The sequence below is a fragment of the Streptomyces sp. AgN23 genome (assembly GCF_001598115.1).
Classification (GTDB): domain Bacteria; phylum Actinomycetota; class Actinomycetes; order Streptomycetales; family Streptomycetaceae; genus Streptomyces; species Streptomyces antimycoticus.
This window is the reverse complement of the sequence record NZ_CP007153.1, coordinates 4,569,301-4,589,422: the sequence shown is the minus strand read 5'-3', so window position 1 is coordinate 4,589,422 and position 20,122 is coordinate 4,569,301. Positions and strand designations below refer to the sequence as shown.

13 protein-coding genes are annotated in these 20,122 nt (G+C 72.4%); 6 read left to right on the top strand and 7 right to left on the bottom strand.

Annotation, left to right across the window (positions count from 1 at the left end):
• Positions 1–22: 22 nt before the first annotated feature.
• From AS97_RS19640 to AS97_RS19630, 3 genes are all read right to left on the bottom strand, one after another.
• Positions 23–1,705, bottom strand: coding sequence for an LCP family protein (locus tag AS97_RS19640; RefSeq protein WP_210565371.1), 1,683 nt, complete (start codon positions 1,703–1,705; stop codon positions 23–25).
• A 227-nt stretch (positions 1,706–1,932) separates the two neighbouring features.
• Positions 1,933–3,051: an LCP family protein gene (locus AS97_RS19635; RefSeq protein WP_210565370.1), complete on the bottom strand. Its 1,119-nt coding sequence runs from the start codon at positions 3,049–3,051 to the stop codon at positions 1,933–1,935.
• Between the two features lie 309 nt (positions 3,052–3,360).
• Positions 3,361–4,113 (bottom strand): TIGR03089 family protein, encoded by a 753-nt coding sequence (locus AS97_RS19630; RefSeq protein ID WP_059145122.1) that lies wholly within the window; start codon positions 4,111–4,113, stop codon positions 3,361–3,363.
• A 128-nt stretch (positions 4,114–4,241) separates the two neighbouring features.
• Here AS97_RS19630 and AS97_RS19625 point away from each other — a divergent pair, with 128 nt between their 5' ends.
• The 3 genes from AS97_RS19625 (at position 4,242) to AS97_RS19615 (ending at position 8,069) form a co-directional block, all read left to right on the top strand.
• Positions 4,242–5,891 carry a peptidoglycan recognition protein gene (locus AS97_RS19625; RefSeq protein ID WP_210565369.1) on the top strand — a complete coding sequence of 550 codons (1,650 nt, stop codon included), beginning with the start codon at positions 4,242–4,244 and terminating at the stop codon, positions 5,889–5,891.
• A gap of 72 nt (positions 5,892–5,963) precedes the next feature.
• Positions 5,964–7,070, top strand: a complete 1,107-nt coding sequence (locus AS97_RS19620; protein WP_079059458.1) for an NDP-sugar synthase — start codon at positions 5,964–5,966, stop codon at positions 7,068–7,070.
• Positions 7,071–7,157: 87 nt separating this feature from the next.
• Positions 7,158–8,069: a DNA-3-methyladenine glycosylase gene (locus AS97_RS19615; RefSeq protein WP_125761872.1), complete on the top strand. Its 912-nt coding sequence runs from the start codon at positions 7,158–7,160 to the stop codon at positions 8,067–8,069.
• Between the two features lie 1,233 nt (positions 8,070–9,302).
• On the opposite strand, the gene AS97_RS19610 is transcribed toward AS97_RS19615, so the two are convergent.
• The 3 genes from AS97_RS19610 to AS97_RS19600 are packed head-to-tail and all read right to left on the bottom strand — an operon-like array spanning position 9,303 to position 12,320.
• Complete coding sequence (locus tag AS97_RS19610) at positions 9,303–10,769, bottom strand: coenzyme F420-0:L-glutamate ligase (RefSeq protein ID WP_210565368.1); 1,467 nt, start codon at positions 10,767–10,769, stop codon at positions 9,303–9,305.
• The gene (cofD, locus tag AS97_RS19605) at positions 10,766–11,737 is read right to left on the bottom strand and encodes a 2-phospho-L-lactate transferase (RefSeq protein WP_086711577.1); all 972 of its coding nucleotides are present in this window, start codon (positions 11,735–11,737) and stop codon (positions 10,766–10,768) included. Before cofD ends, AS97_RS19610 begins: the two co-directional genes overlap by 4 nt.
• 49 nt (positions 11,738–11,786) lie before the next feature.
• Positions 11,787–12,320 carry a cysteine dioxygenase family protein gene (locus AS97_RS19600; RefSeq protein ID WP_059149241.1) on the bottom strand — a complete coding sequence of 178 codons (534 nt, stop codon included), beginning with the start codon at positions 12,318–12,320 and terminating at the stop codon, positions 11,787–11,789.
• Between the two features lie 717 nt (positions 12,321–13,037).
• Between AS97_RS19600 and AS97_RS19595 the strand changes: the two genes are divergently transcribed.
• The 3 genes from AS97_RS19595 (at position 13,038) to AS97_RS19585 (ending at position 19,293) form a co-directional block, all read left to right on the top strand.
• Entirely contained in the window at positions 13,038–13,301 is a 264-nt protein-coding gene (locus AS97_RS19595; protein WP_004952403.1) for a WhiB family transcriptional regulator, read from the top strand.
• 392 nt (positions 13,302–13,693) lie between these two features.
• Positions 13,694–17,728 (top strand): glycosyltransferase family 2 protein, encoded by a 4,035-nt coding sequence (locus tag AS97_RS19590; protein ID WP_185930217.1) that lies wholly within the window; start codon positions 13,694–13,696, stop codon positions 17,726–17,728.
• Entirely contained in the window at positions 17,725–19,293 is a 1,569-nt protein-coding gene (locus tag AS97_RS19585; RefSeq protein ID WP_210565367.1) for a DUF5719 family protein, read from the top strand. The genes AS97_RS19590 and AS97_RS19585 overlap by 4 nt, the downstream gene beginning before the upstream one ends.
• A 192-nt stretch (positions 19,294–19,485) precedes the next feature.
• Here AS97_RS19585 and AS97_RS19580 read toward each other — a convergent pair whose 3' ends face one another.
• Positions 19,486–19,905, bottom strand: a complete 420-nt coding sequence (locus AS97_RS19580; RefSeq protein ID WP_059149238.1) for a metallopeptidase family protein — start codon at positions 19,903–19,905, stop codon at positions 19,486–19,488.
• Between the last annotated feature and the right edge of the window lie 217 nt (positions 19,906–20,122).

Below are 20,122 nucleotides of genomic sequence, written 5' to 3'. Positions count from 1 at the left end.
GAGGGTGGATTGGCCGATGAGGTCACTTGGCGCAGACGTTCTTGTCGTCGGCCTCGACCCGTTGAATGTCCTTCGGCGCCTTCGCCGGAGCGGAGATCGGTGTGCCGGCGCCCTTGAAGTCCGCGCCCAGCGTCAGGCTCATCTCCGCCTTCGGCTCGGCGTCCTTCGTGCCTTCCTTCATGGCGGAGGCGGGCAGCCCCATGCTGTCGGCCAGCCGACGTGCCTGGTCGGCCTGGTTGGGAGCGTACTCCAGCGTCGTCTTCTTCAGCTCTGACGGAGCGTTTCCGCCGTTGCTGGTGCGGAGCATCCCCTCGGTGTTCTGCATCCAGTCGACGGTCTCCTGGGCGGCGCCGAACTGCCCGCTGCCGTTGAGCACGTTGACCCGGACATCGGCGGGATCGGCCTTGGGCCCCTTCAGCCGCGCCGCCTGCTCGTCCTTGGCCGCCTTCTCCTTCTTCTTGACCTCGGTCAGGGAGACGTCCTGGCGGACCATGGAGAACAGCGGCTCGGCCTTGGTCTTGTCGAGCAGCACGGTCGCACCGTCGGTGTTGTCGACGACCGGGATGGTCGCGAAGGTGACGTTCTTGAGGTCGACCTTGCTCAGGTTCTTCCCCAGTGAGGCCAGCTTGGAGACGGTGCCGATCCCGGTGTCCACGGTGAGCGCCTTGGTGGCGGTCTGGGCCAGGTCCCACATCTTGCCCGGGCTGGTGAGCGTCCCGCTGTCCTTCATCTTGCGCATCAGCGAGCTCAGGAACTGCTGCTGGAGCTTGATGCGGTCCAGGTCGCCGCCGAAGCCGACGGCGTGCCGGGTCCGGACGAACGCCAGGGCCTGCTCGCCCTTGACCGTGTGCCGCCCCTTCTTCAGGTTCAGGTGCGACTTGGGGTCGTTGATGTCCTTGCCGAGGCAGATGTCCACCCCGCCGACCGCCGTGGACATCTCCTTGACCGCGTTGAAGTCGGCCATCATGAAGTGGCTGATGTTCAGGCCGGTGATCTTCTCCACCGTCTGCCAGGTGCAGTAGGGGTTGCGGCCCTCCTGGCCCAGGCTGGTGTTGAACCGCACCTCCGCCTCGCCCGGGATGGTCTTCTCCTGGCCGTCTTCCTTCACGGTGCAGTCCGGGACGTCGGTGATCATGTCGCGCGGGAAGCTCAGCACCGTCGCGTTCGACCGGTCCTCGGAGACATGGAAGAGCAGCGTGGTGTCGGCGTGACCGACGCTCCCCGCGTCGCCGTACCCCTCGTTGCCCTTGCCGTCGCGCCGGTCGGTGCCGATCAGCAGGATGTTCATCGGGCCGTCGGAGACCGCGGCGTTGTTCTCGCCGACGTCGATCTTGCTGATGTTGTTGTTGAGGTGCTGATAGACGAAGTACGCCGCGGCCGAACCGCCCACCAGCAGGAAGGCCAGGGTGCCACTGCCCCAGTACAGCGCCTTCTTCGTCTTCGACTTCTTCGGCTTCGGCTTGCGACGGCTGACCGGGCCGGTCTCCTTCTCCGACTCCCGTTTGGCCGCGCGGCGGCGCCCCCTCGGCTCGGAGTCGGTGGCGCCGTCACCGCTCGACGAGCCGGCGACCCGTCGCAGCTCGGTGGTGTCCTCCGATGTCTCGGCGGGGTTCAGCCGCAGCTCGTAATTGCCCGTATTCGGGTCGAACACCCACTGATCGGCTGGGTCGAAGTCACCCGCCCCGCCAGGGCCTTGCGCGTCCACGGTCGTCTGTGTCCTCCGTCGGTGCCACGCGGCGCCTCCCCCTCAAGGCGCTCCATCTGTCTTCGTGCAGTGCGCGGCCACCTCGTAGAGCGCACCGGATCGCTCACACTATCCGTCCGGATCAGCGTCAAGCGACGCCGGTGACAAATTCCACTTCCCTACAACTGGGCAATCTGCCCAATCCTTATCTCATCCTTCACGATTCATGGCCCGCCCTTAACGTGCCTTTACTCGCAGATGCCTCGCGCGGCCGTCGTCCCTCGGTACGGGCTGAGGTGGCCGGCCTTCTGGTCGCCGTCCGTCGAGGCGGTGACGGCGTGGGCCACCGGCACCGGACGATCGAGCCGCAACTGCCGGAACAAGCGGTCGGCGTCGGGCTGGACGAGCTCATCCCGGTTCTTGTCGTACGTGTAGGGCTGCCGCGGAATCGTGAGGAACCGGATCTTCTCCCGCGGGATGTCCCGCACCCCGCGCATCAGCGCGTACAGATCCTTGAGCGAATCCAGCCCCGGATCCGTGGTCAGCGAGGACGTCGCCGCGTTGAGCACCGGGTACAGCTTCGCCGGATTGAGCAGCACACCATTGCTCTGCATTTTCTTCACAAGCGAGCCCATGAACTCCTGCTGTCTGCCGATACGCTCCGTGTCGCTGCCGTCGCCGATGCTGTACCGGGCGCGCACATAGCCCAGCGCCTGCTCCCCGTGGAGGACCTGACGGCCCGCGGGCAGCTTCAGATGCGCGTCATCGTCGTCCACGGGCTCCTTCAGGCACATCTCCACCCCGCCGACCGCGTTCACCAGCCGCTTGAAGCCGCTGAAATCCACGATCAGATGGTGGTCGACGCGGATCCCGGTCAGCTTCTCGACGGTGCGGATCGAACAGGCCGCGCCACCGGCCTCGAACGCCGAGTTGAACTGGGCGAACCGGGCGTGGGTCCGCTTCCCGTCCGGCTGGTCACAGGCCGGGATGTCCACCATCAGGTCGCGGGGGACGGAGACGGCGGTGGCGCTCTTTCCGCCGGCCTGCAGGTGCAGCAGGATCGTGGTGTCCGAACGCTGGGTGCCGGTGTCCTTGCCGTACTTGCCGTTGCCCTTGCCACCCCGGTTGTCGGAGCCGATCAGCAGGATGTTCTGCGCGTCCCGCACCACCGACACCGGCCGCTCGGCCTCGTACTTCCTCAGCTCGTCCGCGGTCCGGGTATCGGTGCGGATATTGCCGTCGAGGCGCTCGTAGAACCACCACCCCGCCCCGGCGACCGACAGCACCAGCATGGCCACGCCCAGCGCGAGAACACGCGGCCAGCGGCGCCTGCGTCTCGGCGCAGGCTCAGAGCTGTCGGTCGTCACGTCCGCGTCCTCCCACCCGTCTTCCGCCCGGGGGCGGAGCGGCATCGCATGCCGGGATACCGATTAACGGAACAGACATGCGAAGCCCGTACATGGTTGTACGTATTCGTAGATCATCGCGCGGGGTGGGCGGCACGGCCCGTGGACTTGGCCCGCGGTCCGCCGGACGGGTCAGGGGCGGGGAAGGGGTGGGGTCTGAGGTCTGGGGGTGGGGCGGTTACGGGGGGCTCGGGGTGATCTCTGGGCAGTCTCTGGGCAGTCTTGGGGTGGGGCGATCGGTCTCAGGTGGAGGGCGCCGTGGCTGTGGCCTCAGAGCGTGGTCGCGGTGACGCGCTCGCTCTCCTTGCGCCCTGCCAGCTCCTTCTCGTCCAGCCGGTCCAGATGGCGGCAGAGCACCACCGAACCGCCGGTGGCCAGCGGTGCGTACAGCCCGTACGACAGTCCCTCCCAGCTGTCGTACGGAAGCCCCGAGAGGATCCGCGAACCGGGCCCGAGCCCCTGCGCGGCGGCGTCGGCGTGCGCCCGCTCCACCACCTCCGCACTCGTCAGCTCCACGCCGCCGACGGTCAGCGCGGGCGCCTCCGGGTCCACCGGGGAGTACGGGGCGAAGCGGTCGCCCTGGCTGGGCACCTCCACGGCGTAGTCCGCGAACCCCTCCGGCAGCTGGCGGAACCGGCCGCCCAGCGGCTGCAGCGACAGCGCCACCCGCTCACCGGAGCACTCTCGTGCCTCCTTGAGGGTGTCCGGGCCGCTGACGACGAGATCGGCGGAGGCCGGGTCGCCCCCGATGTCGACGAGGACCCCGACCGAGGAACAGGCCACCAGCCACACGGCGGTCTGCCAGTGGGCGGGCAGCAGCAGTGCGCATCGGTCGCCCGGCGCGGCGGCCAGATCGTCCTGGAGCAGATTGGCGGTCTTCGCCACCCAATTGGCGAAGGTGGCCACGGAGAGTTCGACACGTTCGCCCGTGGCATCGTCGTAGAAGGTCACGAGCGGGCGGGGCGGGTCCGCGGCGAGCGCGGATCCCAGCAGGTCGGCGGGGGTGCGATCGGTGGCGTTCACGCGCGCAAGACTACGCGCCGAAGATGCGCCGCGGACGGGGTCGGCGGGGCTCGGCTCAGCGAACGGTCCGCGACGTGGCCGCTCTTCCGAATGGACAGGTTTGTCCCCTTATGTAGACGATTTCAATCATGCGTGCATACCTGGCATCCTCGATCGGCGTCGCGTGCACCGCCGCCCTCGCCCTGCCTCTCGCCGTCTACCCCGGCCCCGCCCACGCCCGGGCCGCGCCGATCGCCGCCCCCGGCTCCACGCAGTCGCTGCCGCTCCTTCCCCTCGCGGCGGACGGGCTCGACCGGAGCGTGACCGCACCCGGCGGCGACGCCCCGGCCCCGGCACCGGCCCCGGCCGACCGGGGCATCGCCGCGCCGCGCGTACGGCCGTTCTCGCTCGTCGGCGTCGTCTGGGACCAGCCCTCCGCCGACCTCCGCGGCCGGGTACAGGTCCGCACCCGTGCGGTCGGCGGCGCGTGGTCGCCATGGCGTGAGCTGCTGCCGTACGGGGACGAGGCCCCCGACCCCGACTCGCCCGAACTCCGTGGCGTACGGGCCCACGGCGGCACCGCGCCGCTGTGGGTCGGCGCATCGGACGGCGTCCAGGCGCGGGTGCGGCCGGAAGGGGTGGTGGCTGGGGATGGGGGCGCGGGCGGGGGTGCGGATGCGGGCGCGGGTGCGGCTGCGGACGGGGGCGCCGTCGCGGACGCTGGCGCGGGTGCCCGGGCGGCGGCTCTGCCGTCCGGGCTGCGGCTGGAGCTGATCGACCCCGGCGAGACCCCGGCGCCGCCCCCGGACCGGGCCGTACTGCGCGCTCTTCCGGCGCATCCGGCGCATCCGGCGCCGACGGCGGGGGGTGCCGCGCCGGGCGCGAGGCCGTCGGCGGAGGCGCCCGGGAAGCCGTCCCGGGGGCCCTCCGGGGTGCCGAGGCGGTCCGCGAGGCCGTCCCCCAGGCCGTCGAGGCCATCCATCAGGCCCTCCAAGCCACCCGTCAAGCCGCCCTGGCCATCCGTCAGGCCGTCCTGGCCCTCCAGGTGGTCCGCGAAGCCGTCGTCCCCCAGACCCTCCAGGTCATCCGCCAAGCCACTGCCGTACCCCTCCACCCACGCCACGCCCGCCACCCCCTCCACGCCGCCGGTCGGCGTACTCGCCGAGGAGGCGACCAAGGCGAACGCCGCCCGCTACAGCGCGCCGAGGCCCAGCATCGTCACCCGCGCGGGCTGGGGCGCCGACGAGAAGATCCGTGAAACGGGGCACGTCTACAGCAAGACCGTGAAGGTCGCCTTCATCCACCACACCGTGACGGGCAATAAGTACAGCTGCTCCCAGGCGCCCTCCGTTCTGCGCAGCATCTACCGCTACCACGTGAAGAGCCTGGGATGGCGCGATTACGGCTACAACTTCACCATCGACAAGTGCGGAAAAATCTACGAAGGCCGCTCCGGCGGTGTGACCAAAGCCGTACGCGGAGCGCACACGCTGGGCTTCAACACCAACAGCATGGGCGTCGCTGTCCTCGGTACTTTCTCCGCCAAGAAGCCCTCCGCCAAGGCCGTGAAGGCCATCGCCAAGCTCACCGCGTGGAAACTGGGTCTCTTCAAGCGAAATCCGCGTGGCACCACGCATCTGGTGTCCGGCGGCGGCAACAAGTACAAAAAGGGCGCCAACGTGAAGCTCCATGTGATCGCAGGTCACCGCGACGGCTTCGCCACCGAGTGCCCCGGCAAGGACCTCTACAAGAAGCTCGGTTCGGTACGGAAGACAGCCGCCCGCCTCCAGGGGCGCTGATCAGGCGCGGTCCGGGGATCTGCATACACTGGCCGCCGACCGGCGAGCCCCAGCAGGAAGCAGAGACGTTACGTGACCATTGCGCCAGCAACGCCATCGCCAGAGGCGATCCTCCTGGTCGGCGGCAAGGGAACCCGGTTGCGCCCGATGACGGTGCACACTCCCAAGCCGATGGTCCCGGCGGCCGGCGTTCCGTTTCTGACCCACCAACTCGCCCGCGCCCGCGCCGCCGGGGTCGAGCACATCGTGCTCGCCACCTCCTATCTGGCGCAGGTCTTCGAGCCGTACTTCGGTGACGGCTCCGCGCTCGGTCTGCACCTGGAGTACGTCACGGAGGAGGAACCCCTCGGCACCGGCGGCGCCATCCGCAACGTCGCCTCCCGGCTGCGCTCGGGCCCCGACGACCCGGTACTGATCTTCAACGGCGACATCCTCACCGGCCTCGACATCCGCGCCCTCGTCGACAACCACCGCACGACCGGTGCCGATGTCTCCCTGCACCTCACCCGGGTCCCCGACCCCCGCGCGTACGGGCTGGTGCCCACCGACGAACAGGGCAGGGTCACCGCCTTCCTGGAGAAGCCGCAGACCCCCGAGGAGATCGTCACCGACCAGATCAACGCGGGCGCGTACGTCTTCAACCGCTCGGTCATCGACACCATCCCCGCCGACCGCCCCGTCTCCGTCGAACGCGAGACCTTCCCCGGTCTGCTGGCCGCGGGCGCGCATCTGCAGGGCATGGTCGACTCCACCTACTGGCTCGACCTCGGCACCCCCCAGGCCTTCGTCCGCGGGTCCGCGGACCTGGTGCTCGGCCGGGCCCCCTCCCCGGCCGTCCCCGGGCGCTGCGGCGACCGCCTCGTCCTGGACAGCGCCTCGGTCGCGGGCGACGCCAAGCTGACCGGCGGCACCGTCATCGGCCCACAGGCCCGGGTGGGCGCGGGCGCGCGCATCGACGGCAGCACGGTGCTGGAGGGGGCCGTCGTGGAGGAGGGCGCCCAGGTGCGCGACTCGCTGGTCGGCGCGGGGGCACGCATCGGCGCCCGTACGGTGCTGCAGGGCGCGGTGGTCGGCGACGGCGCGCTGGTGGGCCCGGACAACGAGCTGCGGGACGGCGTACGGGTGTGGTGCGGCGCGGACATCCCGGCGGGGGCGGTCCGCTTCTCGTCCGACCAGTGACGGGGGCGCCCGGTGGCACAGGCCACCTGCCTGGCAGCCCCGGGGCGGGTCGCCCCTCGCACGCGCGGTGGGTCGTAGGGTGGCGGGGTGTGTGTGAGACGTACCTGGAGCCCTTCAGGGCCCTGCGACCTCGCGCGTAACCTCGGCGTGCTGCAGCGAGGCCCAGGGGATCCCGCGTTTCAGGTCGGCGCGGACGGCGCCTTCTGGCGGGCGAGCCGGACACCGGTCGGGCCCGGGACCATACGGATCGCGCGCAAGGGTGCGCAGGTCGAGGGCCGGGCCTGGGGGCCGGGTGCGGAGTGGCTGCTGGACGGCCTGCCCGCCCTCCTCGGAGCGGACGACGACCCGTCCGCGTTCGTGCCCCGCCATAGGCTCGTCCACGAGGCGCACCGCCGCCACCCCGGTCTCCGGCTCATCCGCACCGGGCTGGTCCTGGAATCCCTGATTCCCTCGATCCTGGAGCAGAAGGTCACCGGCGTCGAGGCGTACCGCGCCTGGCGGCTACTGCTCCAGCGCCATGGCGAGCCCGCGCCCGGTCCGGCCGAGGGGATGCGGATGCGGGTCATGCCCGATCCGCGTACCTGGGCGCTGATCCCGTCGTGGGAGTGGCACCGCGCGGGCGTGGACACCAAGCGCTCCTCGACGATCCTGCGGGCCGTCCGGGTCGCCCGACGGCTCGAGGAGGCGACGTCCATGGACCTCGCCACCGCCTCCGCCCGGCTGCAACTGATCCCGGGCATCGGGCCCTGGACGGCGGCGGAAACCCTGCAGCGCAGCAATGGCACCCCGGACGCGATCACGGTCGGGGATCTGCATCTGCCGCAGATCGTCGGCTACGCGCTCACTGGAGAGCGGGGTGCGGACGACGAGGCGATGCTCGAACTCCTGGCCCCCTACGCGGGCCAGCGCTACCGCGCGACCCGGCTGATCCTCCTGTCCGGCCGCACCCCACCCCGCCGCGCCCCCCGCTTCGCGGTCCGAGACTTCCGGACGATGTAGCCCCCGGGCATCGATCCGTCTGCCATGCACCGAAGGGGCACTCCCCTCGTCCATCCAGCAACCCCGGGCTGAACCCGGGACAGGCAGATGTCCTGTGCCACCGGTGGGTAGCCACGGGACGACGGAAGGGAGGTCGCTCCCACCCCCCACCCAACCGCCGGCCCCCGGGCTGAACGCACAACGGACAAGCGGCCTGTGCCACCAGGGCGCGGACGCCGACGAGACGGTAGGGGGTGGGGGCCGTTCCCACTCCCGCCCAGCACCCGGCCTCCGGGCTGGACGTGGGACGGGCAGGCGCCCGGTGCCACCGGTGGGGGAGCGGCCGACGAGACGGGAGGGGCGGGGCCGCTTCCCCCGCCCGCCGGCCCCCGGGCCGAATGTGGGACGGGCAGGCGCCCGGTGCCCCCGGCGGATGGCCGCGAGATGACGGCAGGGGGGTGGGGGCCGTTCCCACTCCCGCCCAGCACCCGGCCTCCGGGCTGGACGTGGGACGGGCAGGCGCCCCGCCGCCCACCGGTGGGGAGCCGCCGACGAGACGGCGGGAGGGGGCGGGGTCGCTCCCTCCGCCCGGCCGGTCCCCGGGCCGAATGTGGGACGGGCAGGCGCCCGGTGCCCCCGGCGGATGGCCGCGAGATGACGGCAGGGGGGTGGGGGCCGTTCCCACTCCCGCCCAGCACCCGGCCTCCGGGCTGGACGTGGGACGGGCAGGCGCCCCGCGCCCACCGGTGGGGAGCCGCCGACGAGACGGCGGGAGGGGCGGGGTCGCAGGGGTGGTGTCCTGGACGCTTACGTGTATGTGTGGCGCCCATCCCCGACCAACTCAACGCCCCCGGCCAACGGCGCCGTAAAGATACGGTCCGGGGCGCCGCCCCGGAGACCCCGCACCCGCCACCCGTCACCCGCCACCCGTCACGAACAGCAGGCGCACCCCAGCAACCACTACGCACCCGCACACAGCGGAACCCACACCCACCACACACCCCACCACGCCTTCAAGGGCGCCCCCGCCCCGGGGCAACCCCGCGGCGCACCCCAGTAAACGCTCCCGCACCCGTGCCCCCACCCCGCACAACGCGCGCCCCCCTGCCCCCGCGCACACGACCCCACCGCACAACCGGCACGCACAACCGCCACGTACAACCAGCCCGCACAACCGCTCCACTCAGCTCACCCGCGGCATCGGCAACTCCGGACCCGCCCCCCGGATCCGCCCCCGGACCCGGACCCGCCGCCCTACCGCACCACCACGAACCCCTCGACCCCCCGCTCCGGCCGCGCCGTCGGCCGAACTGCCGCCTGGCCCACCGCGACCGTGCCCATCGGGTCCCAGTCGTCCGGCAGACCCAGTACCTCACGCACCACCGGGCGGCAGAACATCGTGGATGACACCCACGCCGACCCCAGCCCCTCACCCGCCAGCGCGACCAGCAGGTTCTGCACCCCGGCACCCGCCGCGACCACGAACATCTCGCGCTCCGCCGTGTTCCGACGCGGGTCGGGGTAGGTGTGGGCGCCGTCCGCGACCAGGCACGGGACCACCAGGTACGGCGCCTTGCGCAGCACATCGCCGCGCCGCACCCGCTTGGCGATGCTCTCCTCCGAGAAGCCGTCCCCCCGCAGGTCGGCGACCCAGGCATCCCGCATCGCGTCCAGCAACCGCGTCCGCGACTCCTCCGACTCCAGCAGAACGAAGCGCCACGGCGTCGTATGGTGCGGCGCCGGCGCGGTGACGGCGGCGGCGACCGCGCGCCGCACCGCCGCGCCGTCCACCGGTTCGTCGGTGAACTCCCGGACCGTACGGCGCAGCGTCACGGCCTCCCGTACGGCCTCGGAGGTGCCCAGCCGGAACATGTCGTCCGCGGCACCGCGCACCAACGCCCGCGCACCTTCATCGACCCCTTGCCCGTCAGACCCGCCAAGCCCATCAGACCCGCCAAGCCCATCCGGTCCGCCAAGCCCATCCGGTCCACCGAGCCCCTCAGACCCGTCGCCCAGCCCCTCGAACGCCACCACCTGCGGAAGCCCCCGCAGCACCGCCACCGGCAACCCCCCGGCCTTGCCCTTGACCAGGTCACCCGCCGCGGCCAGCTCATCGGCGGTGGCGACGATAGTCGCGCTCAGCGCGTTTCCGTACGCGTCGACGCCGCCGCGCAGATCGTCCAGGACCCGCACCCCCGCCGCCCCGATGGCGACGTCGGTGACCCCAGTCCGCCACGGTCGACCAAAGGTGTCGGTGACGATGACGCCGACCTCCACGCCGAGCACTTCCCGCAGCCCGGCCCGGATCGCCCGCGCCGAGGCGTCGGGGTCTTCAGGGAGCAACAGGACGGTCCCGGACGGGGTGTTGGAGGCATCGACCCCGGCGGCGGCCATGACCAGGCCGTGGCGGGTCTCGACGATCCGGGTGCGGCCGCGTCGCGCCACGACCCGCACCGTCTCGGCGTCTATGGCCGCCTCACGGTCGGTCGCCTCGACGACGCGCCCCTCCGCCTTACTGACGATCTTGGAGGTGACCAACAGCACATCGCCGTGCGCGAGCCCCGGCAGACCGCCGGAGGTCGCGGCGTCGGCGATGAGCTTGGCGAGGTCGTCACCGGGCCGCACCTCGGGCATACCGGGCAGCGCCCACACCTGATACGACGGCAGCTCCTGCGCCGCGTCACCCGACACGCCACCCGCCCCGTCCCGCAACGCGCTCATCCCCGCACCTCTTCCGCCAGCACCAGCGCCTCGGCCGCCATCGCCGCCGTGGCCTTGAGGTCCGTCATCATCAGTGGGATCGCCCGGCAGCGGATCCCGGCGGCCTCGACCTCATCGACCGCGCCCGCGTCCACGGTGTCCACGAGCCAGCCGTCCAGCAGCCCGGAGCCGTAGTGCTTGGCGACGGCGGCGGCGGTGGACTCGACGCCGACGGCGGCGAGCACCTTGTCGGCCATGCCGCGCACCGGCGCGTCGCCCACGATGGGGGACAGGCCCACGACCGGGATCCCGGCATCGGCGATGGCCTCGCGCACGCCGGGCACGGCGAGGATCGTGCCGACGCTGACGACCGGATTGGACGGCGGGAAGAGGACGACGTCGGCGTCGGCGATGGCCTCCAGGACGCCGGGCGCCGGCTTGGCCTGGTCGGCGCCGACGGGAACGACGGCGTGGGCGGGCACGGAGGCGCGCAGCCGCACCCAGTACTCCTGGAAGTGGACGGCCTTACGGCTCTCGCCGTCCGGGGCGTCCGGGTCGTCGATCAGGACGTGGGTCTCGACGCGGTCGTCCGTCATGGGCAGCAGCCGCACCCCCGGCTGCCACCGGGCGCACAGCGCCTCGGTGACGGCGCTCAGCGGATAGCCCGCGCCGATCATCTGCGTACGGACTATGTGCGTGGCGAAGTCGCGGTCGCCGAGGCCGAACCACTCGGGCCCCACCCCGTACGCCGCCAACTCCTCCTTGACGGCGAAGGTCTCGTCGGCCCGGCCCCACCCCTGCTCCTCGTGGATGCCACCGCCGAGGGTGTACATCACGGTGTCGAGGTCGGGACAGACCTTGAGACCGAAGAGGTGGATGTCGTCGCCGGTGTTCCCGATGACGGTGATGTCGGCGTCCGGAGCCGCCGACATCAGACCGCGAAGGAAACGGGCGCCGCCGATACCGCCTGCCAGAACCACAATGCGCATGGGAGACAGTCTGGCAGCAGCCCCGGACATCGCGGGCGTTCGGGGCGGCTCAGCGACCCGGGACGTCCAGCGCGCCGGGGGCCGCGACAGGGGCGGTGGGGGCGGACGACTCGGCACTCTGGGTGGGGTGCGGCGGCATCTCGGTCAGCCCGGGGAAGTAGATGTGCAGGCTGACGGCCGGTTCGAGGGCGTCGTTGACGACGTCGTGCACATAACCGGGCGCGAAGACGCGCTGTGCGCCGGCGCGCAGCGCATGCCGGACGCCGCGCGTTCCCACCCGTTCGGTGAGCTGGCCCTGGAGCATGGTCAGCACTCCGGAGGAGCGGCCGTGGTCATGGGCTCCGCTGCCCTGTCCGGGCACCCAGCTGAGCAGCCACACCTCATAGCCGGGGCCGGTGCGCAGCCGGTGGTACCAGCGGCTGGTGGCGTCGTACTGGACAAGGGACGCCCAGCCGTCGCGGTCGGCCGCGATGGTGCGGGCCAGGCCGGCGAAGGCGGAGACGGTGGAGGGGTGCGCGGGTACGGGCGGCAGCAGATGCGGGATGGCGAGCGGGTCACCGGCGATCTGGACGTCGCTGTTCATGGCGGGGGTTCCTCGGCGGGAAGGGCGCGGAGAGGTGCGCCGTAGGGACGCGGTAGCGGTAGGGGCGCGAAGTGCGGTGCGAACGTGGTCTCAGGACGAGACGCCGTAGGCGAAGCGAGGGAAACGCGGAGAAAGCTGGAGCTCGGAGGGCATCAACAGCTCGAACAGCGACAGCGAGCCTGCACAGCGCAGCGGAACCCGTGGTCACGGGTCGGCAGGGGCGCGTGGGTCACTGACATGCGACCAAGGAGACCCGGATCGCCGCGCCGCTGTCAACTTGATCTCACGTTTCAGCTCAAGGTTCACCTCATCCGGTCGCTATGGAGGCAGAAAGGTTTGTGCGCGCGTTGTACCGGTGAGACGGCGCATCAACGCGCATCGACGCGCACCACCCCCGCACGACCCCTGCACGATCCCCGCACGACCCCTGCGCCACCCCGCCCCATCTCCCGTGCGATGCAACGGGACCGGCGTCGGCGGCGTCCTCCTCAGTGGGCGTGAGAGGAGGGACTCGGGCGTCGGATGGGGAGGGTGTCGCGTTTAGGCCGATTTGAACACTTTCCGCGCAGCCTTGGTTCCGCAGAGTGAATAAGAGGCCCAATAGCAGATCTCGGCTTGACTGGCCCGGATCGGCACACTTGTAATTTCACTCGTGTCGTTCTGCCGCTTCATCGACGGCATCAGGCACGGGGACGCAAAGACAGACGAGGGGCGCACATGACCGAGTTGTTCCAGCAACTGCTGGTCGAAGAGGCGGACGAGGAGCTCGGTTGGCAGGAGCGCGCGCTGTGCGCCCAGACCGATCCGGAATCGTTCTTCCCGGAAAAGGGCGGATCCACCCGTGAGGCGAAGAAAGTCTGCCTCGCCTGTGAGGTCCGTTCCGAGTGCCTCGAGTACGCCCTCGCCAACGATGAGCGGTTCGGCATCTGGGGTGGTCTGTCCGAGCGCGAGCGCCGCCGACTGAAGAAGGCCGCCGTCTGACACCCGCCGCGGGACCCGTCCGACTCGCCGGACCCGTCGACCCGTCGGACCTGTCCGTGCGGTCGGCCCCGTCGGCTTGTGGGCCCCGTCGGCCCCGTCGGCTTGTGGGGCCCGTCGGCCGCGCCGACTCGTGGCGCCCGTCGGCCCCGCCCGGCTCGAGGGCCCCGTCGGCCCCCTCAGCCCTGCCGCAACCGTATGGCCCGCGCTGACATATCCGCACAGTTCACGGCGGAGTGAGCCACCCCGACCGGTCCGCCCCCCGCCCGCATGGTGACGGGAGGCGGACCGGTCGCATACACAGCCGTTAGTGTGGGGCCCCGTCCGAGACGCTCCAACGCCCCCAGGGGGCGCGCGCGTCCACCGCAGTCCAGCGAACCGGGGCCCGTACCTCGATGTCCGTGCACAGCCACCAGGCGGCCCAATATCCGGCCGCCAACGCCGCGTTTGCGCCCGCTCAAGAACCGGTGCAGACACCGGCCTATCCGCGTCATGTCGTCACCGCCGTCCTGGTCGCCCACGACGGCGCCCGCTGGCTGCCCGACGCGCTGTCCGGTCTGCTCGGCCAGGAGCGCCCCGTCCAGAGCGTCATCGCGGCCGACACCGGCAGCGCCGACGACTCCGCCCGGCTGCTCACCGCGGCCCTCGGCGACGAGCGGGTGCTGCATATGGCGCGCCGCAGCGGCTTCGGCACGGCCGTCGCCGAGGCGGTCCGTGCGGCGCCGGTACTCGGCCCCGAGGAGCTCACCTACCTCAAGCGCCCCAGCGGCTGGGACCCCGTCAACCGGACCTGGCGCGATGACGCGTACGACCTGCCGGAGCTGCCGCACGGCGAGCCCGTCCAGTGGCTGTGGCTGCTGCACGACGACTGCGCGCCCGAGCCCGACGCGCTGGCCGAGCTGCTGCGGGTCGTCGACGCCGAGCTCACCGCCAACCGCGAGCCCGCGATCGTCGGCCCCAAGCTGCGCGGCTGGTACGACCGCCGGCAGCTGCTCGAAGTCGGCGTCAGTATCGCCCGCAGCGGCCGCCGCTGGACCGGTCTGGAGCGGCGCGAGCAGGACCAGGGCCAGCACGACCAGGTGCGCCCCGTGCTGTCGGTGTCCAGCGCGGGCATGCTGGTGCGCCGCGATGTGTGGGAGGAGCTGGGCGGTTTCGACGCCCGGCTGCCCCTGATGCGGGACGACGTCGATCTGTGCTGGCGCGCCCAGGCGGCCGGCCACCAGGTGCTGATCGCTCCGGACGCCGTACTGCGGCACGCGGAGGCGTCGGCGCGCGAGCGGCGGCCCATCGACTGCGTGGGGCGCTCCGTGGCGAACCCCCATCGCGTGGACAAGGCCGGCGCCGTCTACACCCTGCTGGTCAACACCCGTGGCGCGCTGCTGCCCTATGTGATGCTGCGGCTTCTGTTCGGCACGCTGCTGCGCACCCTGGCCTATCTCGTGGGCAAGGTGCCGGGGCAGGCCCTGGACGAAGTCGCCGGTCTCTTCGGCATCCTGCTGCGGCCGGGGCGGATCCTCGCCGCGCGCAAGCGCAGAGGCCGCCCCGCGACGGAGCCGAGCGAGCTGCGGCCGCTGTTCCCGCCGCCCGGCGCGACCGTAAGGGCGACGGTCGAGCAGGTCGCCAGCAATATAGGCGGCCGTTCCGAGCCCGAACTGTCCTCCGGCGGGCGGCACGGCGCGGTCGAGTCCGGGCCTGGCGGCGATGACGCCGACTTCCTGGAGATCGAGCAGTTCGCCCGGCTCAAGCGGATCGCGCGCAAGCCCGGGCCGATGCTCTTCCTCGTCCTGCTGGTGGTCTCGCTGGTCGCCTGCCGGGATCTGCTCGGTGCGGGCGCGCTCGCGGGCGGCGCCCTGCTGCCCGCGCCCGCGCATGTCTCCGAGCTCTGGTCGAGCTATGTGGACGGCTGGCATCCGGTCGGCACCGGCGGAACGCAGTCCGCGCCGCCGTATCTGGCCGCCCTCGCCGCGCTGAGCACGGTCTTCCTGGGCTCCACGGGCTTCACACTGACCCTGCTGCTGGTCTGTTCGGTGCCGCTGGCCGGGTTCATCGCGTACTTCGCCTCGCGGCCGCTGGTCGAGTCCCGGCTGCTGCGCGCCTGGGGAAGCGTCGCGTACGCCTTCCTCCCGGCCGCGACCGGGGCGCTCGCGGGCGGGCGGCTCGGCACCGCCGTACTCGCCGTACTGCTGCCGCTGATGGCCCGGGCCGCGGCCGCCGCGAGCGGGTTCACCAGCAATGGGACGCGGCTGCCGAGCTGGCGGGCGGCGTGGGCGTACGCGCTGCTGCTGACGTTCACCATGGCCTTCACCCCGGTCGTCTGGCCGATGGCGCTCCTCCTGGGCGCGGGCGTGCTCGTCCTGCGCCACCGGCAGAGCGGCACCGAGCAGCTCATGGGATACGGGCTGCGGTTCCTGACCGTGGTCGTCACCCCGCTCGTCGTGCTCGCCCCCTGGTCGCTGGATCTCCTTACCGACCCCGCCCGCTTCCTCGAGGAGGCCGGGCTGGACCGCGGCGCCGGCTCGGCGTCCGCCCTGGACCTGCTCGCGCTCAGCCCTGGCGGCCCCAAGGGCGGCGGCACGCTGCTGCTGCTCGGGTTCGTCCTCGCCGCCCTCGCCGCCCTGATGCGCGGGGAGCGGCAGACGGTGGTGCGCACCGCGTGGGTCGTGGCGCTCACCGGCTTCCTCTTCGCGGCGTTCACGGGCGGCTCCGGCTGGGCCGGGCCCGCGACCCTCGTCTACGGCCTGGCGCTGCTGACCGCCGGTGTGGTGGGCGCGGAGAACGCACGCGAGCGGGTCGCGGCGCAGAACTTCGGCTGGCGCCAGCCGGTGGCGTTGCTGATCGCGGTCGCCACGGTCGCCGCGCCGCTGTACGCCGCCGTCAGCTGGATGGTGAGCGGCGCGGACGGCCCGGTGGAGCGGCGCGACCCCTCGCAGGTTCCGGCGTTCGTGGCGGCCGAGAGCGCCACCGAGGACCAGGCCCGCACCCTGGTGCTCGGCGGCGGCAGCAGCGCCGCCCACGCCGACTACGCCCTGGTGCGCGGCTCCGGCGCCCGGCTGGGCGAGGGCGAACTCGCGGCGGCGGGCGGCGCCGATACCCGGCTCGACGGTGTCGTGGCCAATCTGATCGCGGGCTCCGGCGCCGACCAGACCCGTCAGCTCGGCGGCTACGCGGTGCGCTATGTGTACGTCCAGAAGGGCGCGCCGTCCGAGATGGAGCGGGTGCTGAACGCGACCCCGGGCCTCACCCAGCTCAGCCGGGAGCACGGCGGGGTGCTGTGGCGGGTCGACCAGCGGGTCTCGCGGGTCTCCATCGTCCCGGCCGAGTCCTCGGGCCGCCCGGCGGGCGGGGCGGCGGCCAAGCCGGTGCATGTGGCGTCCGGCCCGGTCGAAGCGCACACCACGGTGCCGGACGGCACGGCCGGGCGGGTGCTGCGGATCGCCGACCGGTCCGCATCCGACTGGCAGGCCACGCTCGACGGCAAGCCGCTGAAGGCGACGACGGTCGACGGCTGGGCGCAGGGCTTCGAACTCCCGGCGACCGGCGGCCGGTTGGACCTCACCTACGACACCCCCATCACGCACACCGCGTGGGTGTGGGCGCAGGGGCTGCTCGCGGTCGTGCTGCTGGTGCTCGCGCTGCCGGGCCGCCGCCGGAACGTCGACGACGACCTGCCGGACGCGGAGGCCGCGGCCTCCGTCATCACCGCCGAGGACCTGGCGGGCGACGGACGCCGGGCGCGGCGGCTGCGGGCCGCCGCGGAGGCGCAGGCCGTACAGGCCGAGGCCACCCAGGGGCGGCCGGACGCGGATCCGGCCGCCGCGGACGCGATGCCCCCGCGGCCGGACGAGATTCCCCCGCAGCCGGGCGAGCCACCGCTGCAGCCGCCCGCCGAGCCGGCCGCCATGGGCGATCCTTACGGCGACCAGGCAGCGGCGAACGATCCTTACGGCGACCAAGCGGTGGCGAACGATCCGTACGGCGACCAGACGGCCACCGGTGACCCGTACGCGGCCGTACCGCATCAGCAGCAGGCCGTACCGCACCAGCAGCAGTACGGGCAGCAGTGGGACGCCCAGACGTACGCCGACGCCGGATACGGCCAGTACCCGGCCGGTCAGTACCAGGAGGAGCAGTACCAAGGCGAGCAGTACCAGGGCGAGGGCTACCCGGGTCAGTACCCCGGCGGCCAGTACCCGGCCGGTGACTACCAGGGCGGCTATCAGGACACCGGCTATCCGGCGGGCTATCAGGAGGGCCAGTACCAGGAGGGCCAGTACCCGGCGGACCCGTACGCGGGCGGCCAGTACACCGACCCTTACGGCTACGACCAGCAGCAGCCCTACCCCGACGGCGGCCACCCCCCGCAGGGCGATACGACGTACGGCGGCGCCGACCCCGAGGACCGCCGCGACGGGAGCGAGCAGCAGCGATGAACCGCACCACCCTGTCCCTGATCGGCGCCGCCACGGCCTTGGCCGCCGTCACCGGCGTCGCGGCCCTCACCGGGGGCTCCTCCGATGACACGGACTCCGCCGCGAAGGCCGCCACCCGGCTGCCCGTGCAGCGTTCGACGCTGCTGTGCCCGACGCCCTCCTCCTCGGAGGTGAGCAGCACCACCTACACCGCCTACACGCCCAAGCGGGACGGCGTGGACGCCAAGGACGGCACCGCCGAACTGCTGCCTGCACAGAACCCCGCCGATGACGTGGCGGATCCCGGCGGCGATGACGGCGGTAAGGACGACAAGAACGGTAAGGACGACAAGAAGGGCAGCCAGGCGTCCCCGGGCGGCGACAAGCCCGTACTGCCGCTGAAGGAGCCCGGTAAGCCCGTCACCACCGACGTGGACAGCGAGGGCGCCCCCGCGCTCATCGGCACCGCCGACGGCCGCTTCGCGCCCGGCTGGACCGTCCAGCAGACCACCACGATCGACGCCGGCAGCGGACGCGGCATCCTGGGCACCGCGTGCACGGCGCCCGACACGGACTTCTGGTTCCCCGGCGTCAGCACCGACCGGAACCGCCAGGACTTCGTCCACCTGACGAACCCGGACGACGCCGCCGCCGAGGTGGACCTGAAGCTCTACGGACCGAGCGGCCGGCTGAAGCCCTCGACCGACGAGTCGATCACGGTCCCGCCGCGCTCCACCGTGCCGGTCCTGCTCTCGACCCTCACCGACCAGCGGGCGGCCAGTGCCTCCCTCCGCGTGACGGCCCGCACCGGCCGGCTCGGCGCCGCCGTACAGGCCGTGGACCAGAAGGCCGGTAGCGACTGGCTTCCGGCCTCCGCGGTGCCCTCGACGCGCGTGGCGATCCCCGGCATCCCCAAGGACACCACCTCGGCGCGCCTGGTCGTCTTCGCGCCCGGGGCCGACGACGCGGACCTCAAGGTGCGGCTGGCCGGGCCGAACAACTCGATCACCCCCGCCGGCCATGAGTCACTGCACGTCAAGAGCGGGATGACGACCGCGATCGACCTCGGCGACGTGACCAAGGGCGAGCCCGGCTCGCTGCTGCTCACCCCCGAGGGCGGCGACGGTCCGGCCACGCCGGTGGTGGCCGGACTCCAGGTGACCCGGGGCAAGGGGAGCGACCAGGAGACGGCGTTCATCCCCGCGACCGGCGCGATCGAGCGCAGCGCCACCGCGGCCGACAACCGCGCCAAGGGCTCGACGCTCTCCCTGGTGGCGCCGGGAGCGACCGCCAAGGTGCGGATCACCGCCTCCGCGGGCGCCGGCGGCGGCAGCCCGGTCAGCAAGACCTACGAGGTCAAGGGCGGCACCACCCAGGCTCTGGAGCCGCCGCGCCCGGCCTCGGGCAGGGGCCCGTACGCGGTGACGGTCGAGCGGCTCTCCGGCGGCCCCGTGCACGCCTCGCGGATGCTGGCGCTGCCGCAGGGCGGGGTGCCGATGTTCACGATCCAGTCGCTGCCGGACGACCGGGGCGTGGTCGCGGTGCCCGAGGCGGGCCAGGACCTGTCCCTGCTCAACGACGACTAGGGCCGCACCTGGGGACGACTAGGGCCGCACCCGGGGGCGGCTAGGGCCGCTCCTGGGGCCTGGGGCTTGGGGCTTGGGCCCTGGGGCTTGGGGTCCTGCGGCCCGCGCCGGGGCCTGGCACGGGGGTTCGCGGCCCGCCCGGGGCAGCCCGCGCCTCGGGGCACGTCGCGTCTCGAGAGGGGCCGCTGCCCGCTACTCCTGTCCGTACCGCGGGTCCACGGACTCCGGGGCCAGCCCCAACAGCTCCGCCACCTGCTCGACCACGACCTCGTGCACCAGCAGCGCCCGCTCGTCCCGGTTCTTCGCCCGGATCTCGACCGGGCGGCGGTAGATCACGATCCGGTCCGGCGTGTCCCCGCGGGCCGCGATGAAGCGCCCGAGCGGCACGGACTCGCCGTCCCAGCCGTCCGGTCCGCCGTGCCCGTCCGGGCCCCCGCCCGACCCCGGGCCGCCCAGCCCCGACGTGGGCACCTCCAGCACCGTGAAGTCCACTCCGGAGAGCTGTGGCCAGCGTCTCTCCAGCCGCTCGGCCGAGTCCTGCACCAGATCGACGAAGGACTCCGCGCGGCTGACCGAGAGCGGCACCTGGGGCGGCGCGATAGGGCCGCGCATACCTCGTCCGTGGCGGTCGCGACGGCGAGGGCGCGGCTCGGACTGATGGGGATGTACGGGCCTGGTCATCACTCACGAGGGTAGCCGTCGCCCGCCCGCTCCCCGTGCGCTTAGCGGACAGCCGTGCCGGATGTCGCCGAATGAGCATTCCAGCCATGCTTGGGTCCAAAAACGGACGTCTCTTGCGTCGCTTCTCTGGCCCAGGATGATCCGTCTC

Bases quoted from the DNA above. Each gene is read 5' to 3' on its own strand.
- AS97_RS19590 (WP_185930217.1), top strand. From the start codon at position 13,694: ATGTCCGTGCACAGCCACCAGGCGGCCCAATATCCGGCCGCCAACGCC.
- AS97_RS19585 (WP_210565367.1), top strand. From the start codon at position 17,725: ATGAACCGCACCACCCTGTCCCTGATCGGCGCCGCCACGGCCTTGGCC.
- AS97_RS19625 (WP_210565369.1), top strand. From the start codon at position 4,242: ATGCGTGCATACCTGGCATCCTCGATCGGCGTCGCGTGCACCGCCGCC.
- AS97_RS19600 (WP_059149241.1), bottom strand. From the start codon at position 12,320: ATGAACAGCGACGTCCAGATCGCCGGTGACCCGCTCGCCATCCCGCAT.
- AS97_RS19610 (WP_210565368.1), bottom strand. From the start codon at position 10,769: ATGAGCGCGTTGCGGGACGGGGCGGGTGGCGTGTCGGGTGACGCGGCG.
- AS97_RS19580 (WP_059149238.1), bottom strand. From the start codon at position 19,905: ATGCGCGGCCCTATCGCGCCGCCCCAGGTGCCGCTCTCGGTCAGCCGC.
- AS97_RS19595 (WP_004952403.1), top strand. From the start codon at position 13,038: ATGACCGAGTTGTTCCAGCAACTGCTGGTCGAAGAGGCGGACGAGGAG.
- cofD (WP_086711577.1), bottom strand. From the start codon at position 11,737: ATGCGCATTGTGGTTCTGGCAGGCGGTATCGGCGGCGCCCGTTTCCTT.